Raw genomic sequence first — 16,164 nt, 5'->3', positions numbered from 1 at the left:
CACGCCGTTCCCGTCGCAGCAAACGTTAAGATTTGCATAAAATCCGGCCGCCTGATTTCACCAGCTCGCAAGCGAAATCTGGCACAGAAAAGGGATTGTAGAGGTTCGAAAAGGGCGCTTGGCGCCGACGAGGCGGGATATTTGACCCAGGTCGTCTCCATCTCCGCGACAACGGCGGCATGCGCGGCGGAAGCCGTCAAGCCATCGGCGCGCGTGCGTGGCGACGGCCCGACCGACGAGGCGATCACGCTGCTTTCGGTGCGCAGGCAGGAACAGGCCGCACCAGCGCCAAGTGCGAAGGTCAAGGGTGCCCTGCCCCTCGGACTGATGCTGATCAGTGCCGATGGCCGCCCGCCGCAAGAGACACAGGCCGAGGCGCTGCGCCGTTATCTCGAATACATGCAGGACGATGAACGCGGCGAGAACCAGCGAGGCCGGCAGGAGGAACCTGCCGGCGATGAGAAGGAAGGCGATGACGAAATCGCCGCGATCCTCGACCAGTTCATCCAGGGATCATAACGCTACAGCGTCGCGCGTCTAATCAGACGCGCAAGCATGATTTTGTCCTTAAATCGATGCCGATTTAAGGAACCATACGGTAGACCGATCCTAATTGTGCTTGTGTCCACCGACGGCGGCGCCGACTGGCAGCACATAATCGACCTTGCCGGACTTCTCGAAGGTGAGGGTCACGGGCACGGTCTCGCCCTCGGCAAAGGGCTTCTTCACTTCCATGAACATCAGGTGCAGGCCGCCGCTCTTGAGTTCGACGGTCGCGCCTGCAGGAATGACGACGCCGTCCTCGAGCTTGCGCATCTTCATGACTTCGTTTTCCATCTTCATTTCATGCAGCTCCACTCGCCCTGCGGCCGGGCTTTCGACGGCCAGAAGTCGATCGTCGACGCTGCCGGTGTTTTTGACGACAAAGCCGCCACCGCCGACCTTCGCACCGGGCAGCATTGCCTTGACGGCACCGCCGGAGATTTCGAGGTCGCCGGCTTCGACCGGACTGCCAGCCGTCTGGTGACTGCCATGCTCGCCGTGTCCCTGCGTGCTGCTTGCGGGCGTTACGGTCGGCGCCGGGCCCTTGAGATCATGGGCGCTCTGGCCCGCGGCCGCCACCTGGTCCCAGGCCACTTTATCGTCGGTGTCGTGGGGTACCTGGAGAACGGCCTTGAATGTCGTTTCGGCGGGCGCACTGTTGGTTTCGAAAGTGGCGTGCGCATGCGCCATGGTGGCGACGGTAAGGCTTAAGCCGGCGGCAAGCAGGGTGAATTTGGTCTTGGTCATGTCGTAATCTCCGAACCACGCAGGTCTCGGACCTTTGTGGTCAACACCGCATTGGCGGCTGAATGAAAAATGGAATGCGTCAGGAGAAGGTTACGAGAGATGTTGGTGGACCGCGTGACGGCGGCAGCAGCCGCAGCGGGGCAAGCGCCACTTCGATCTTGATGACCGTTGCCTTAGCAAGCCAACTGCCGTTTTCGGCGGGGGTGCTTTCTTGGGGCGGCTCCGGCAGCAGCACCGATCCGGACAGGCGGCAGGCTTCACAAATGGGGGCGATCTTGGGCGCTTCGTCCTGTCCGGCATCATGATCGACACCGTCCGTGCCGAAGCAGATGTCCGCGAATGTGCCGTCGGGCAGCAGATAGTCGGCAGCAGCGGCTGGACCCAGCGTTTTCGAGAAAGCCGGCTTGTGGGCGAAAGACAGGAAAACGAGCGCAAAGGCGGCGAGCACCCGCACCGCAATCCGCCATTTATCCACGCGCCTTGCCATGGTTCCCTCTTGGTCAGCCAATTCGTTATCCCCAGCCGACCAGAATTGCAAAGGCTGAATTGCCGCACGCTTCTGGCGGCGTGATGAAGCCACCGCGACAAAAATATGTTCGGTCGCGACATAGGCTCTTGCCAAGTTCCGGCCTTCGCCGTTATCTGGAGACGATCTTGTTGGGAGAAACCGGTTCAATCCGGTGCCGAAGGAGCAACCGCCCCGGAAACTCTCAGGCCAAAGGACCAGCAAGGTGCCGGTAGGACTCTGGAGAGAAGCGGTTACGCTCGCCGAAGGGATAACAATCTCAGGCAAAGGGACAGAGGGGGCTCAAATTTCTCGGCGCTTGACGCCGGTAGTGTGAGCCGGCGCGGGATGCGCCAGACCTGGAGGCCGGATTTGGAAGATATTTCCCATTTGAAGCACACGCCGCTGCACGCGTTGCACCTTTCGCTCGGTGCGCGCATGGTGCCCTTTGCCGGCTACGACATGCCGGTGCAATACCCGGAAGGCGTGCTCAAGGAACACCTGCACACCCGCGCCGCAGCGGGCGTCTTCGACGTCTCGCACATGGGCCAGATCATCGTCCGGCCGAAATCCGGTCGCATCGAGGATGCGGCGCTGGCGCTCGAAAAACTGGTGCCCGTCGATATCCTTGGCCTGGCGGAGGGCCGCCAGCGCTATGGCCTGTTCACCAACGACGAAGGCGGCATCCTGGACGATCTGATGATCACCAATCGCGGCGATCATCTCTTCCTCGTGGTCAATGCCGCCTGCAAGGATGCGGATTTCGAGCACTTGAAGAGGGGTCTCGGCGACACCTGCGACGTCAAGATGCTGGATGACCGCGCCCTGGTTGCGCTGCAGGGGCCGCGCGCAGAAGCGGTGCTTTGCGAACTCTGGGCGGATGTCGCCTCCATGCGCTTCATGGATGTGGCAGAAGCCGACCTCCACGACGTGACCTGCATCATCTCCCGTTCCGGCTATACCGGCGAGGACGGTTTCGAGATCTCCATTCCAGTCACATCGGCTGTCGACGTCACCCAGCGCCTGCTCGAGCATCCGGACGTCATGCCGATCGGGCTCGGCGCGCGCGATTCGCTTCGCCTCGAGGCGGGTCTTTGTCTTTACGGCAACGACATCGACGCCGACACGACGCCGGTCGAGGCTGCGCTCGAATGGGCAATCCAGAAGAGCCGCCGTTCGGGCGGCGATCGCGCCGGCGGTTTCCCGGGTGCCGAGCGCATCCTCGCCGAATTCGCCAATGGAGCCAAGCGCCGCCGTGTCGGGTTGAAGCCTGAAGGCCGTGCGCCGGTTCGTGGCGGCGCCAAGGTTTACGCGGATGCCGAAGGTAATGTGGCCGTAGGCACCGTCACCTCCGGCGGCTTCGGCCCGAGCGTCGATGGCCCCGTTGCCATGGGCTATGTCGACGCCGCCCAGGCCGGAAACGGCACGAAACTTTACGCGGAGGTGCGGGGCAAATATCTGCCGCTTACCGTGACCGCCCTGCCCTTTGTGAAACAAACCTACAAACGCTGATCAGGAGAGAGCGCCAATGCTGAAATTCACCGAGGAACACGAGTGGCTGAAGATCGAAGGTGACGTCGCGACCGTCGGCATCACCGAGCACGCAGCCGGGCAGCTCGGCGATCTCGTCTTCGTGGAACTGCCGGAAGCCGGCGCCTCCTTCGCCAAGGGCGATTCGGCCGCGACCGTCGAATCCGTCAAGGCGGCCTCCGACGTCTATTGTCCGCTCGACGGCGAGATCATCGAGGTCAACCAGGCGATCGTCGACGACCCGTCGCTCGTCAACAGCGATCCGCAGGGTGCCGCCTGGTTCTTCAAGCTGAAGCTCGCCGATCCGAGCGCCGCCAACGCCCTTCTTGACGAAGCGGCCTACAAGGAGCTCGTCGCCTGATGAGCATGCCCAAGGACTTCACGTTTACCGACTACAAGCCTTACGACTTCGCCAATCGGCGTCACATTGGCCCCTCGCCCGCGGAAATGGTGGAAATGCTGAAAGTCGTCGGCTATCCGAGCCTCGACGCCCTCATCGACGATACGGTTCCGCCGGCGATCCGTCAAAAGACGCCGCTCGTCTGGGGTACGCCGATGACCGAGCGCGAGGCGCTCGACAAGCTGCGCGAAACGGCGAACCGCAACCAGAAACTCGTCTCGTTGATCGGCCAAGGCTATTACGGCACGATCACGCCGCCGGTCATCCAGCGCAACATCCTGGAAAATCCGGCCTGGTACACGGCCTACACGCCCTATCAGCCCGAAATCAGCCAAGGCCGGCTCGAGGCCCTGCTCAATTACCAGACCATGGTCTGCGACCTGACCGGCCTCGATGTCGCGAATGCTTCGCTGCTCGATGAGGCGACGGCGGCCGCGGAAGCCATGGCCATGGCGGAGCGCGTTGCGAAGTCGAAGATGAAGACGTTCTTCGTCGACGAGAATTGTCATCCCCAGACGATCGCGCTGCTGAAGACGCGCGCTGCGCCGCTCGGGTGGCAGGTGGTCGTCGGCGATCCCTTCACCGAGCTCGATGCCGCCAATGTCTTTGGTGCGATTTTCCAGTATCCGGGCACCTATGGCCATGTTCGCGACTTCACTGCGGTGATCGCCAAGCTGCACGAACAGGGTGCGATCGCCGCTGTCGCGGCCGACCCGCTGGCGCTGGCGCTGCTCAAGTCGCCTGGTGAAATGGGCGCCGATATAGCGATCGGCTCGACACAGCGCTTCGGCGTGCCGGTTGGCTATGGCGGTCCGCACGCGGCCTATATGGCGGTCAAGGATGCCTACAAGCGCTCGATGCCGGGTCGGCTTGTCGGCGTTTCGGTCGATTCGCGCGGCAACCGCGCCTACCGTCTGTCGCTGCAGACGCGCGAACAGCACATTCGCCGCGAAAAGGCGACGTCCAACATTTGCACGGCGCAGGTGCTGCTTGCGGTGATGGCGTCGATGTATGCCGTTTTCCACGGCCCGAAGGGCATCAAGGCGATTGCGCAGAGCGTCCACCAGAAGACGGTCCGTCTCGCCATGGGGCTGGAAAAGCTTGGCTACACCGTTGAGCCGGATGTCTTCTTCGATACGATCACGGTCGAGGTTGGCAAGCTGCAGGGCATCATCCTGAAGACGGCGGTGGCCGAGGAAGTGAACCTTCGCAAGATCGGCGACACGAAGATCGGCATCAGCCTCGACGAGCGCTCGCGGCCGGTGACGCTCGAAGCCGTCTGGCGCGCCTTCGGCGGCGATTTCAAGGTGGAAGAGTTCGAGCCGGGCTATCGCCTACCGCAGCCGCTGCTGCGCACCAGCGAATACCTGACCCACCCGATCTTCCACATGAACCGCGCCGAAAGCGAGATGACGCGCTACATCCGCCGCCTCGCGGACCGCGACCTCGCGCTCGACCGGGCGATGATTCCGCTCGGCTCCTGCACGATGAAGCTCAACGCCACGGCGGAAATGCTGCCGATCAGCTGGCCGGAATTTTCCGAAATTCATCCCTTCGCTCCGGCGGACCAGGCGCTCGGTTATCGCCACATGATCGAGGATCTGTCGCAAAAACTTTGCGCCATCACCGGCTATGACGCGATTTCGATGCAGCCGAACTCGGGTGCGCAAGGTGAATACGCCGGTCTTCTGACGATTCGCGCCTATCACATCGCCAATGGCAACGGCCATCGCGACGTCTGCCTCATTCCGACGTCGGCGCACGGCACCAACCCGGCCTCCGCGCAGATGGCCGGCATGAAGGTAGTGGTCGTCAAGGTCAGCGATATCGGCGAAATCGACATGGACGATTTCCGCGCCAAAGCCGAGCAATATGCCGACAATCTCTCCTGCTGCATGATCACGTACCCGTCAACGCATGGCGTGTTCGAGGAAAATGTGCGGGAAGTCTGCGAGATCGTCCACCAGCACGGCGGGCAAGTCTATTTGGATGGCGCCAACATGAACGCCATGGTCGGGCTCGCCCGGCCCGGCGACATCGGCTCCGACGTCAGTCACCTGAACCTGCACAAGACCTTCTGCATTCCGCACGGCGGTGGTGGCCCGGGCATGGGACCAATCGGCGTGAAGGCGCATCTTGCGCCCTTCCTTCCGGGCCATCCGGAAACGGACGGTCATGAAGGCGCGGTGTCCGCAGCTCCTTTCGGTTCGGCCTCGATCCTGCCGATCTCCTGGAGCTACTGCCTGATGATGGGTGGTGAAGGTCTGACCCAGGCGACCAAGGTGGCAATTCTCAACGCCAACTATATCGCAGCGCGGCTGAAGGGCGCTTACGATGTGCTCTACAAGTCGGCCAAGGGCCGTGTCGCGCATGAATGCATCATCGACACGCGTCCGCTCGTCGACAGCGCCGGCGTGACCGTCGACGATGTCGCCAAGCGTCTGATCGACTGCGGCTTCCATGCGCCGACCATGAGCTGGCCGGTTGCCGGCACGCTGATGATCGAGCCAACCGAGTCGGAAACCAAAGCCGAACTCGACCGCTTCTGCGATGCGATGCTGGCTATCCGCGAGGAGGCTCGCGCCATCGAGGAAGGCCGGATGGACAAGGTCAACAATCCGCTGAAGAACGCGCCGCATACGGTCGAAGATCTCGTCGGCGACTGGGACCGGCCCTATTCGCGTGAGCAGGCTTGCTTCCCGCCCGGCGCCTTCCGTGTCGACAAATACTGGTCGCCGGTCAACCGCGTCGACAACGTGTACGGCGACCGCAACCTCGTCTGCACCTGCCCGCCGATCGAAAGCTACGCGGAAGCGGCAGAATGATGTGAGGCGGCGGAGCGTGCCTCGTGCACGCCCGCCGGCAGAACGAAAAAGCCCGGTTGAAACCCCAGCCCCTAACCGAAATGCGGAATCCTAGTTGATATTGATGGCGAATCCCCTTTTGGCATGGGTGTTTGGGGCGGTTTATCTTGCTGGAAATATCTTCGTGAAGCATTCTGCGCACTCACCTGTCGCAGAACATTGGTTTTTGCGACGTGGTAGAATTTAGTCGCAAAACTGCCACTTTCATTGGCGTTTCGCGGCAACGGATTTTTGAAAGCTCCACATGCGTATAGTGCTTACGGGCAGTTCCGGGCGTGTCGGGCGTGCCATTTTCAGCGCCTTGGCAGAACGATATGAGGTGGTCGGGATCGATCGCTCTCCCTTTTCAACCACCCATGTCGTCGGAGACTTCGTCAGTGAAGCGCTGTTAAGCTCTGTTTTGAAGGAAGCGGATGCGGTCATCCACACGGCTTCACTCCATGCTCCCCATGTCAGCACGATTCCAGATGAAGAATTTCAACGCATCAACGTGGAGGGAGTCCGCCTTCTCGCAAAGACAGCGATTGCCGCTGGCGTGAAACGGCTGATCTTCACCAGCACCACAGCCTTGTATGGATACGCCGTTTCTCCCGGCTCCTGTGTGTGGATAGACGAAAATACGGCTCCTTTGCCGAAGAGCATCTATCATCGGACGAAACTCGAAGCCGAGCATCTTCTGGAAGGCATGGCCTGCTCTGAATTGGCCGTGCGGGTTTTGCGCATGTCGCGAAGCTTCCCGGAACCGGGCGATGTGATGGCCACCTACAGGCTGCATCGCGGTGTTGACGTTCGCGATGTGGCCGATGCCCATCTGGCAGCGTTGGCGAATAGTGGGCCATATTTTCAGCGCTATATCATCTCGGCCGCGACCCCTTTCACGAAGCGGGACTGTCATAATCTGGCAATGGACGCGGCTTCCCTTATCAGGCTGCGGGCACCAGCCCTTGCGACCGAGTTTGAACGGAGAGGATGGTACCTCCCAAACTCCATCGACCGCATATATGACTCTGGACGAGCCGAGCGCACGCTTGGGTGGCATCCCCGCTTTGGCTTTAGTGAGGTGCTGGCGCAAATGGATCGGCGCAGCCTGGAGGTCTTGCCCCCCGGCTCGCATGTCAGCAGGAAAGCGGAGTAAGGATTTCACAGAAATCCTAACTTCCGCGATAAAACCGCCAGCATCGAACTTTCCTGTCAGTTCCCGTCGCAAAATCCACTCGCAAAAGTCGGAGTTTCGCGAGAGATATCTGCGACTGGAAGTATTCCACATTTCGGTTAGGGGCTGGGGTTGAAACCGGGCTTTTTTGAATCCACTCGGTGTGCGAAGCGGTCAGTTCGCGCGAACGACGGCATCGCCGCGGTCGGCCAGCGCAGCAAGATCGGCCGGCTTCAGTTCGACAGACTCGCCGCAACCGCAGGCGGACGTCTGATTGGGGTTATGGAAGGTGAAGCCGGAGCGCAGCGGCGTCACTTCGAAATCCATCTGAGTGCCGAGCAGGTAGAGCACCGCCTCGGGCGCGACCCAGACCTTGGCATCGAGATGCTCGATCAGATCGTCCTTACTATTGGGCTCGCTCACCAAATCGACGGCATATTCCATGCCGGCGCAGCCGCCCTTCTTGATGCTCAAGCGGATGCCCTTGGCATCGCCTCCCGCATTCTCGACGATCGTCCGCACGCGGCCTGCGGCCGCATCGGTCAAGCTCATCACGGCAAAGCCCATCGGCTTCTTCTCCTTCATATCACCGGGGTAAAGGCCCGGCGCTTTCCAGAATCTAATGTAATGCCCGCGTCTTAATGGATCAATATCAGGCCGAACCTCAGTACCAGCCGAGCGCGACCTGCGCCTCTTCCGACATACGGTCCGGCGTCCACGGCGGATCGAAGGTCATCGTCACCTCGACGCCGGAAACACCCTCGACGGCGCCGACGGCGTTCTCGACCCAGCCCGGCATCTCACCCGCAACGGGGCAGCCCGGAGCGGTTAGCGTCATCTCGATCTTCACCATCCGATCGTCTTCGATGTCGATCTTGTATATGAGGCCGAGTTCGAAGATGTCGGCTGGGATTTCCGGGTCGTAAACGGTCTTCAAGGCAGCAATGATGTCATCGCTAAGACGCGCCAGTTCTTCGGCCGGAATGGCCGAATGCACGATGCCTTCGCGGACATCGATCTTTTCTTCCGTTGCACCGAGACTCATATCCGTCTCCCTGAGCAGGCTCCGCGAAAGTGTGCCACACCTTTACGGCAAGAACCTGCGACAAACCATATTTTGAACAGACGCTTGGCAGTGTCTGTTCACGCAAAGAACTTCCGAGCGTGCTCCAGCGCATCGGCAAGCGCATCGACCTCGGCCCGCGTGTTGTAGAGGCCGAAGGACGCACGGCATGTGGAGGTGACGCCGAAGCGTTTCAAGAGCGGCTGCGCGCAATGTGTCCCGGCCCTGACAGCAACGCCGGCACGGTCGATCACCATCGAAACATCATGTGAGTGAATGCCGGCGATTTCGAAGGAGAAGATGCTGCCCTTGCCGGGCGCATCGCCGAAGACCCTGAGCGAATTGATCGACGACAGCCGCTCGCGGGCGTAGGCCGTGAGATCCGCCTCATGTGCGCGTATCGCTTCGCGACCGACCTTTTCCATGTAGTCGAGCGCATAGCCGAGACCGATCGCTTGAACGATCGGCGGTGTGCCAGCCTCGAAGCGGTGCGGCGGGTCGTTGTAGGTGACCTCATCTTCGGTCACCACCTCGATCATCTCGCCGCCACCCATGAAGGGGCGCATCTCCTTCAGGCGATCCATCTTGCCGTAGAGCACGCCGACGCCGGACGGACCATAAAGCTTATGGCCGGTCATCACGTACCAGTCGCAGTCGATGTCTTGAACATCGACCGGCATATGCACAGCGCCTTGGCTGCCGTCGACGATGACCGGAATGCCGCGCTCACGGGCGATGCGGCAGATTTCCTTCACCGGCACGACCGTACCGAGCGCGTTCGACATGTGGGTAATGGCAATGAGCTTTGTCCGTTCCGTCAGGCACTTGACAAAATCCTCGATGTGAAACGCGCCGTCGTCATCGACGGGCGCCCAGACGAGCTTTGCACCCTGGCGTTCACGGATGAAATGCCAGGGAACGATGTTGGAGTGGTGCTCCATGATCGAGAGCACGATCTCGTCGCCCTCCCCGAGTTTCGGCATGCCGTAGCCGTGGGCGACCGCATTGATCGCCTCGGTCGAGGACTTCGTGAAGACGATGTTGTCGGCTGATGGCGCATTCAGGAAGCGGCGAACCTTCTCGCGCGCCGCCTCATAGGCTTCCGTCGCGGCGTTCGACAGGAAATGCAGACCGCGATGGACGTTGGCATATTCATTGGCATATGCGTGGGCCACAGCGTCGATAACAAGCTGGGGCTTCTGTGCCGATGCGCCGTTGTCGAGATAGACAAGCGGCTTGCCATAGACCGTCCGCGAAAGGATCGGGAAATCCTTTCTGATCGTCTCTACGTCGTAGGCCGGAACCGGCACAGTATGTTCCATCTCGTTATCCAATCAGGTGTGTTTTTCGAGCCAGGCCGAGATTACGCCCTCGAGCGCCTCGACCAGATCCTCGTCGTCTTCCAGCTCCTCAACGATCTCCGCAACAAAAGCGTTGACGAGCATCGCGCGCGCCTTCTTCTCCGGGATGCCGCGCGCCAGCATGTAAAAGAGTTGGGTATGGTCGATATCCGTTACCGTCGCGCCATGACCGCACTGGACGTCGTCAGCGAAGATTTCCAGCTCGGGCTTTGACGAAAAATCGGCGTCGTCGGACAGGAGCAAAGTGTTGCACGACATCTTCGCGTCGGTCTTCTGCGCGTCCTTAGCGACCAGGATCTTGCCCTGGAAAACACCTCTCGCGCGGTCGAAAACGACGTTGCGGATGATCTCCGTCGACGTCGTATGTGGCACGTCGTGCCCAAGCGTGAACGTCACGTCCGTGTGGCTCTCGCCGCCGAGCAGGTTAATTCCGCGCAACGTGAGGTCAGCGCCCTCGCCGCTCGTTTTGCCGTGGATTTCCTGGCGCACCAGCTTGCCACCGGCATTGATGATAAAGAGGTGCAGCTTCGCGTTCTTGCCGAGGTCGAAGCGGATCTGGCCGAGATGCGTATCGGCCGAACCTTGCTGCTGGAGAATGATCCAGATCACGTCGGCACCCTCGGCGAGCGTGACATCGCTCACCGAAGAAACGAAGCTCGCTTCCGCGTTCATCGACAGATGCCGTTCGATCACCGTCGCCTTGGAGCCAGCGCCGAAGGACACGGGAAAGCGCGTGTGCGCCTGGCCGTGGCTCTGGACGACCTGGATCTCGAGCGGTGCTTCCAGCTCGGCACCGTCCGCAATCTCGATTTCGAGACCGCCGCGAACGAGCCCGCCATTGATCCGGCCGATTGCGTCATCCGAACCGAGGACGGCGAGACCGGCTACCGCCGAACCGTCAAGCAGGCTCTCGGTATAGGAGCGCGCCGTCACACCCTTGGGGAGGCTCTTGAGGTCGGCCTGGCCGCTGCGAACAGCAAGCACGGACGATCCCGGAACGACAGCTTCGACCCTCTCGGCAAAGGCCGACGGATCAGCGGCAGGCACCGCGCGCAGCAAGGTGCGCAGGTCCGTATAGTGCCAGGACTCGACACGACGCGTCGGCAACCCCGCCGTCCTGAGTTCGTGGACAAGCGTGTCGCGGAGCGACAGCACGGCTCCGTCGCCAGGCAGATCACCGATCTGCGCGGTATAGGCATCGACCAGCGCCGTTTCGGCGGCCGTCATCTTGATGGCCTGTTGCATATTCATTCGAACACTCCTTCAACAGGCGTCAGGCTGCCGCCTCGATGAGATCCGCATAACCCTTGGCTTCGAGTTCATGCGCCAGCGTCTTGTCGCCCGACTTGATAACCTGGCCCTTGTAGAGGACGTGAACGGTATCCGGAACGATATAGTCGAGCAGGCGCTGGTAGTGCGTGATCACGACAACAGCGCGATCCGGCGAACGCAGCGCATTGACGCCGTCGGCGACGACCTTGAGCGCATCAATGTCGAGGCCCGAGTCGGTCTCGTCGAGAACGCAAAGCTTCGGCTGGAGCAACGCCATCTGCAGGATTTCCGCGCGCTTCTTCTCGCCACCGGAGAAGCCGACGTTCAGCGGACGGCGCAGCATTTCCGGCGCGATCTTGAGGTCACCGGCCGCTTCCTTGACGAGGCGCATGAATTCCGGTGTCGTCAGTTCCTGTTCACCACGATATTTGCGCTGTTCATTCATCGCCACCTTCAGGAACTGCATGGTGGCAACGCCGGGAATCTCAACCGGATACTGGAAGGCGAGGAAGATGCCCTTTGCCGCACGCTCGGAAGCGTCGAGCTCCAGAATGCTCTCGCCGTTATAGAGGATGTCGCCTTCGGTCACTTCATAGTCTTCGCGGCCGGAAAGCACATAGGACAGCGTCGACTTGCCGGAGCCGTTCGGTCCCATGATGGCGGCGACTTCGCCCGCCTTCACGGTGAGGTTCAGGCCGCGGATGATCTCGGTGCCGTCTTCGGCGATGCGTGCATGCAGGTTCTTGATTTCAAGCATTTAGTGTCTCTCAATCTCTTCTTCCAAACAGGAAACGGTCCAATGTGTCACTCTTGACGTTGGCGCTGAGCCAAAAAACGAGAGCCAAAAGCAGTCCGGAACAAATGCCTATCCCCTTTGCCACTGGCCACTCTGCGATCAGGCCAACGACGCCAAGGAAAAGACCGGCGACGGAAACGAGGATGGTCATCACCATCACTTTCGTCCCCGCCGACAACTCCTTCTGCTCGGCCAAGCGGTTTGCCTCGGATTAACCCACCGAGCCTTCCAGCGAGATGCCGATCAGCTTCTGCGCCTCGACGGCGAATTCCATCGGCAGTTCCTGGATAACCTCCTTGACGAAGCCGTTGACGATCAGCGCGATCGCCTGTTCTTCCGGGATGCCGCGCTGCAGGCAGTAGAAGAGCTGGTCCTCGGAGATCTTCGATGTCGTCGCTTCGTGCTCGAACTGCGCCGTCGAATTCTTTGCCTCGATATAAGGCACCGTGTGAGCGCCGCACTTGTCGCCGATCAGGAGCGAGTCGCACTGGGTGAAGTTGCGGGCGTTCTCCGCCTTGCGGTGGGCCGAAACCTGACCGCGATAGGTGTTGTCCGAAACGCCAGCGGCGATGCCCTTCGAAATGATGCGGCTCGACGTGTTCTTGCCGAGGTGGATCATCTTGGTGCCCGAGTCGACCTGCTGGTGACCGTTGGACACGGCGATCGAGTAGAACTCGCCGCGCGAGCCATCACCGCGCAGGATGCAGGACGGGTATTTCCAGGTGATCGCCGAGCCGGTCTCGACCTGCGTCCAGGAAATCTTCGAATTCTTGCCGCGGCAATCGCCGCGCTTGGTGACGAAGTTGTAGACGCCGCCCTTGCCGTGCTTGTCGCCCGGATACCAGTTCTGCACCGTCGAATACTTGATCTCGGCGTCATCGAGCGCGATCAGCTCGACGACCGCGGCATGGAGCTGGTTCTCGTCGCGCTGCGGCGCGGTGCAGCCCTCGAGATAGGACACATAGGCGCCCTCGTCGGCGATGATCAGCGTACGCTCGAACTGGCCGGTGTTCCGCTCGTTGATGCGGAAATAGGTCGAAAGCTCCATCGGGCACCGGACGCCCTTCGGCACATAGACGAAGGACCCGTCGGTGAAGACCGCGGAGTTCAGCGTCGCATAAAAGTTGTCCGACTGCGGCACGACCGTACCGAGATACTTCTTGACCAGATCCGGATGCTCCCGCATTGCCTCCGAGATCGACATGAAGATCACGCCGGCCTTCTTCAGTTCTTCCTTGAAGGTCGTGACGACGGAAACGGAATCGAACACCGCGTCGACGGCGATCTTCGATTTCTGCACGCCAGCGAGGATTTCCTGCTCCTTCAGCGGGATGCCGAGCTTCTCGTAGACCGCGAGCAATTCCGGGTCGACCTCGTCGAGGGAGCCCGGCCCCGACATGCTCTTCGGCGCGGCGTAGTAATGAATCTCGTTGAAGTCGATCTTCGGGTAGCGGACACGCGCCCAGCTCGGCTCGTCCATAGTCAGCCAGCGGCGATAGGCTTCAAGACGCCATTCCAGCATCCACTCCGGTTCGTTCTTCTTGGCCGAAATGAAACGGATGATCTCCTCGGACAGGCCCTTCGGCGCCTTCTCCATCTCGATATGCGTTTCGAAGCCGTATTTGTACTGGTCCACGTCGATCTTGCGGACCTGATCAATGGTCTCCTGCACGGCAGGCATGTCGTTCTCCAATCTTGCCGGATCCAAGGTCCGGTAGCTTGTCAACACGATGCGAACTTTGCGCACCGCTTATGTAATGGCTAAAAGGCGCTTTTCACCCCATTTGCCAAGCGGAAATTTGCTTTTCCGCAAATTCATTCAATCGTTTTGCCTCATGCGGCCTTTCCGGTTGAGCGACGGCGGGCCGCCACTTTCGCAAACACGGTCGCACAACGCTCGATTTCGGCCTCCGTCGTTGCCTCGCCGATCGAAATACGCAATGCACCCTGGCGAGGATCGTAACCCATCGCCGTCAGCACATGGCTCTGCCCGACCTTGCCAGAGGAGCAGGCCGATCCCGCCGAAAGCGCCACGCCTTCGAGGTCGAAGGCGATCTGGCCGGTTTCAGCTTTCAGGCCCGGAAGCGTGAAATAGGTCGTGTTGCCGATGCGTGAAACATCGCGTCCATGGATCACCACATCCGGCGCAGACGACTGCATTTCGGCCTCGAGCCGATCGCGCAACGCGGCAATGGCAGCCATACGTCCGTCTATATTGCCGGCGACCACACGGGCCGCTGCTCCAAAGCCGGTAAGTGCAGGCGCATTTTCCGTACCCGAACGGTGACCTTTCTCCTGTCCACCGCCGTGGATCAGCGCCGAAGGCATCATGACTTCGCCTCGCGCGACGAGCGCGCCCGCACCTTTCGGCCCGCCGATCTTGTGCGAAGAGACGATGAGGAAATCCGCGCCAAGCGCCTCGATCGACAAAGGCAGACGTCCCGCCGCCTGTACGGCATCGACGACCAGAAGGCCGCCGTGGGCGCGAACGATGGCGGCAACCTCGGCGATAGGCTGGACGATGCCTGTCTCGTTATTGGCAAGCATCACGGCGACCATCGGCAGTCCGGCCTGACGATCATGGGCAGCAAGCAGCGCTTCCAGCGCCGCACAATCGACGACGCCGGCAGCCGTCACCGGCACCTCGCAAACGTCTTCACGCGCGAAGCGACCGCCCTCGCGCACTGCCGGATGTTCGATCGCCGACGCGTAGAGCTTGGCGATCCTGAGCGGCGTGCGCCCCATGCGGAAATCCGGGGTCAGCACCATATTGGCGGCCTCGGTCGCGCCGCTGGTGAAGGTGACCGAGGCGGCTTGCGCGCCGCAAAGCGCAGCGACATCACGTCGCGCGCTTTCGACAAGCGCGCGCACCGCCCTGCCCTCGCCGTGAACCGACGACGGATTGCCGACCTGATCAAGCGCCGACAGGAAGGCCTCGCGCGCTTCAGTGCGAAGCGGCGCCGTGGCGTTCCAGTCCATATAAATGCGCGATCCCGACATCGTTTCTTTCGTTAGGACAAGCGGCTCGGCCGTTACAATCGGTGCCGTTGCATTTTCCTTGAATTTTCCGCGTCGCTTGCCTTATGAGACGAAGCACAAGGCGGAATGCCCGCACCGAAGTTTTGAACGGTTCTAAACTAGGTTTTAGAAAAGCTGACTGCTTTCGTCAAGACAAGATCGGCACTGAAACCGCAATTCGAACCAGAAACATTCCCGGAGAGCCAATGCCCGAGATTATCTTCAACGGACCAGCCGGTCGACTGGAAGGTCGTTACCAGCCTTCGAAGCAGAAGAGCGCCCCGATCGCCATCATCCTGCATCCGCACCCCCAGTTCGGCGGCACGATGAACAACCAGATCGTCTACCAGCTTTTCTACATGTTTCAGAAGCGCGGTTTCACGACGCTCCGGTTCAATTTCCGCGGCATCGGGCGCAGCCAGGGTGAGTTCGATCATGGCGCCGGCGAGCTTTCCGACGCGGCCTCTGCGCTCGACTGGGTGCAGAGCCTGCATCCCGATTCGAAGAGCTGCTGGGTTGCCGGTTACTCCTTCGGCGCCTGGATCGGCATGCAACTCTTGATGCGCCGCCCGGAAATCGAAGGCTTCATGGCGGTCGCGCCGCAGCCGAACATCTATGACTTCTCGTTCCTCGCCCCTTGCCCCTCGTCCGGCCTGATCATCAACGGCGATGCCGACAAGGTGGCGCCCGAGAAGGATGTCAACGGTCTCGTTGACAAGCTCAAGGCGCAGAAAGGCATCCTGATCACACACAAGACCGTGCCCGGCGCGAACCATTTCTTCAACGGCCAGATCGAGACTCTGATGGCCGAGTGTGAGGACTATCTCGATCGCCGTCTCAACGGTGAACTGACGCCGGAGCCGGCCGCCAAGCGCATCCGCTGACATATCGACTGGCCACGCCGTCCTCGCG

At 60.9% G+C, this 16,164-nt stretch carries 16 protein-coding genes and 1 riboswitch; of the genes, 6 read left to right on the top strand and 10 right to left on the bottom strand.

Annotation, left to right across the window (positions count from 1 at the left end; all coding sequences use genetic code 11):
• The first annotated feature begins 141 nt into the window (after window positions 1-141).
• A complete protein-coding gene (locus PZN02_RS16890) occupies window positions 142-519 on the top strand; it encodes a hypothetical protein (RefSeq protein WP_280659102.1) in 378 nt (125 codons plus the stop codon).
• Between the two features lie 90 nt (window positions 520-609).
• On the opposite strand, the gene PZN02_RS16885 is transcribed toward PZN02_RS16890, so the two are convergent.
• Window positions 610-1,290, bottom strand: a complete 681-nt coding sequence (locus tag PZN02_RS16885) for a copper chaperone PCu(A)C domain-containing protein (protein WP_280659101.1) — start codon at window positions 1,288-1,290, stop codon at window positions 610-612.
• A gap of 79 nt (window positions 1,291-1,369) precedes the next feature.
• The gene (locus tag PZN02_RS16880) at window positions 1,370-1,777 is read right to left on the bottom strand and encodes a hypothetical protein (protein ID WP_280661526.1); all 408 of its coding nucleotides are present in this window, start codon (window positions 1,775-1,777) and stop codon (window positions 1,370-1,372) included.
• A 161-nt stretch (window positions 1,778-1,938) separates the two neighbouring features.
• Window positions 1,939-2,026: riboswitch (glycine riboswitch) on the top strand.
• Window positions 2,027-2,167: 141 nt separating this feature from the next.
• On the opposite strand from PZN02_RS16880, the gene gcvT reads away from it, so the two are divergent.
• From gcvT to PZN02_RS16860, 4 genes are all read left to right on the top strand, one after another.
• On the top strand, window positions 2,168-3,307 hold the full coding sequence (gene gcvT, locus PZN02_RS16875) for a glycine cleavage system aminomethyltransferase GcvT (protein ID WP_280659100.1): 1,140 nt from the start codon (window positions 2,168-2,170) through the stop codon (window positions 3,305-3,307).
• Window positions 3,308-3,323: 16 nt separating this feature from the next.
• A complete protein-coding gene (gene gcvH / locus PZN02_RS16870; RefSeq protein ID WP_136505500.1) occupies window positions 3,324-3,686 on the top strand; it encodes a glycine cleavage system protein GcvH in 363 nt (120 codons plus the stop codon).
• Window positions 3,686-6,550: an aminomethyl-transferring glycine dehydrogenase gene (gene gcvP, locus PZN02_RS16865; protein ID WP_280659099.1), complete on the top strand. Its 2,865-nt coding sequence runs from the start codon at window positions 3,686-3,688 to the stop codon at window positions 6,548-6,550. Before gcvH ends, gcvP begins: the two co-directional genes overlap by 1 nt.
• A 283-nt stretch (window positions 6,551-6,833) precedes the next feature.
• Window positions 6,834-7,724 (top strand): NAD-dependent epimerase/dehydratase family protein, encoded by an 891-nt coding sequence (locus tag PZN02_RS16860; protein WP_280659098.1) that lies wholly within the window; start codon window positions 6,834-6,836, stop codon window positions 7,722-7,724.
• Between the two features lie 192 nt (window positions 7,725-7,916).
• Here PZN02_RS16860 and sufA read toward each other — a convergent pair whose 3' ends face one another.
• From sufA to PZN02_RS16820, 8 genes are all read right to left on the bottom strand, one after another.
• The gene (gene sufA, locus PZN02_RS16855; RefSeq protein ID WP_280661525.1) at window positions 7,917-8,309 is read right to left on the bottom strand and encodes a Fe-S cluster assembly scaffold SufA; all 393 of its coding nucleotides are present in this window, start codon (window positions 8,307-8,309) and stop codon (window positions 7,917-7,919) included.
• A 97-nt stretch (window positions 8,310-8,406) separates the two neighbouring features.
• Entirely contained in the window at window positions 8,407-8,787 is a 381-nt protein-coding gene (locus PZN02_RS16850; RefSeq protein ID WP_280659097.1) for an SUF system Fe-S cluster assembly protein, read from the bottom strand.
• Window positions 8,788-8,885: 98 nt separating this feature from the next.
• Complete coding sequence (locus PZN02_RS16845; protein WP_280659096.1) at window positions 8,886-10,127, bottom strand: cysteine desulfurase; 1,242 nt, start codon at window positions 10,125-10,127, stop codon at window positions 8,886-8,888.
• A 12-nt stretch (window positions 10,128-10,139) separates the two neighbouring features.
• A complete protein-coding gene (gene sufD, locus PZN02_RS16840; protein WP_280659095.1) occupies window positions 10,140-11,417 on the bottom strand; it encodes a Fe-S cluster assembly protein SufD in 1,278 nt (425 codons plus the stop codon).
• Between the two features lie 22 nt (window positions 11,418-11,439).
• On the bottom strand, window positions 11,440-12,195 hold the full coding sequence (gene sufC, locus PZN02_RS16835; protein WP_280659094.1) for a Fe-S cluster assembly ATPase SufC: 756 nt from the start codon (window positions 12,193-12,195) through the stop codon (window positions 11,440-11,442).
• A 10-nt stretch (window positions 12,196-12,205) separates the two neighbouring features.
• Window positions 12,206-12,430: a hypothetical protein gene (locus tag PZN02_RS16830; RefSeq protein ID WP_280659093.1), complete on the bottom strand. Its 225-nt coding sequence runs from the start codon at window positions 12,428-12,430 to the stop codon at window positions 12,206-12,208.
• 15 nt (window positions 12,431-12,445) lie between these two features.
• Window positions 12,446-13,915, bottom strand: coding sequence for a Fe-S cluster assembly protein SufB (sufB, locus tag PZN02_RS16825; protein ID WP_280659092.1), 1,470 nt, complete (start codon window positions 13,913-13,915; stop codon window positions 12,446-12,448).
• Between the two features lie 152 nt (window positions 13,916-14,067).
• On the bottom strand, window positions 14,068-15,234 hold the full coding sequence (locus PZN02_RS16820; RefSeq protein WP_280659091.1) for a cysteine desulfurase family protein: 1,167 nt from the start codon (window positions 15,232-15,234) through the stop codon (window positions 14,068-14,070).
• 224 nt (window positions 15,235-15,458) lie between these two features.
• Here PZN02_RS16820 and PZN02_RS16815 point away from each other — a divergent pair, with 224 nt between their 5' ends.
• Entirely contained in the window at window positions 15,459-16,136 is a 678-nt protein-coding gene (locus tag PZN02_RS16815) for an alpha/beta hydrolase (protein ID WP_225106982.1), read from the top strand.
• Window positions 16,137-16,164 lie beyond the last annotated feature (28 nt).

Origin of the sequence: Sinorhizobium garamanticum, from assembly GCF_029892065.1 — a bacterium.
GTDB classification, from domain to species: Bacteria; Pseudomonadota; Alphaproteobacteria; order Rhizobiales; family Rhizobiaceae; genus Sinorhizobium; species Sinorhizobium garamanticum.
This window is presented reverse-complemented; position numbering and strand designations above follow the sequence as displayed.

Coding starts and splice junctions, on each gene's coding strand:
- sufB (WP_280659092.1), bottom strand. CDS start 13,915: ATGCCTGCCGTGCAGGAGACCATTGATCAGGTCCGCAAGATCGACGTG.
- PZN02_RS16880 (WP_280661526.1), bottom strand. CDS start 1,777: ATGGCAAGGCGCGTGGATAAATGGCGGATTGCGGTGCGGGTGCTCGCC.
- sufC (WP_280659094.1), bottom strand. CDS start 12,195: ATGCTTGAAATCAAGAACCTGCATGCACGCATCGCCGAAGACGGCACC.
- PZN02_RS16815 (WP_225106982.1), top strand. CDS start 15,459: ATGCCCGAGATTATCTTCAACGGACCAGCCGGTCGACTGGAAGGTCGT.
- sufA (WP_280661525.1), bottom strand. CDS start 8,309: ATGGGCTTTGCCGTGATGAGCTTGACCGATGCGGCCGCAGGCCGCGTG.
- sufD (WP_280659095.1), bottom strand. CDS start 11,417: ATGAATATGCAACAGGCCATCAAGATGACGGCCGCCGAAACGGCGCTG.
- PZN02_RS16885 (WP_280659101.1), bottom strand. CDS start 1,290: ATGACCAAGACCAAATTCACCCTGCTTGCCGCCGGCTTAAGCCTTACC.
- gcvP (WP_280659099.1), top strand. CDS start 3,686: ATGAGCATGCCCAAGGACTTCACGTTTACCGACTACAAGCCTTACGAC.
- PZN02_RS16860 (WP_280659098.1), top strand. CDS start 6,834: ATGCGTATAGTGCTTACGGGCAGTTCCGGGCGTGTCGGGCGTGCCATT.
- gcvH (WP_136505500.1), top strand. CDS start 3,324: ATGCTGAAATTCACCGAGGAACACGAGTGGCTGAAGATCGAAGGTGAC.
- PZN02_RS16850 (WP_280659097.1), bottom strand. CDS start 8,787: ATGAGTCTCGGTGCAACGGAAGAAAAGATCGATGTCCGCGAAGGCATC.
- PZN02_RS16845 (WP_280659096.1), bottom strand. CDS start 10,127: ATGGAACATACTGTGCCGGTTCCGGCCTACGACGTAGAGACGATCAGA.
- PZN02_RS16820 (WP_280659091.1), bottom strand. CDS start 15,234: ATGTCGGGATCGCGCATTTATATGGACTGGAACGCCACGGCGCCGCTT.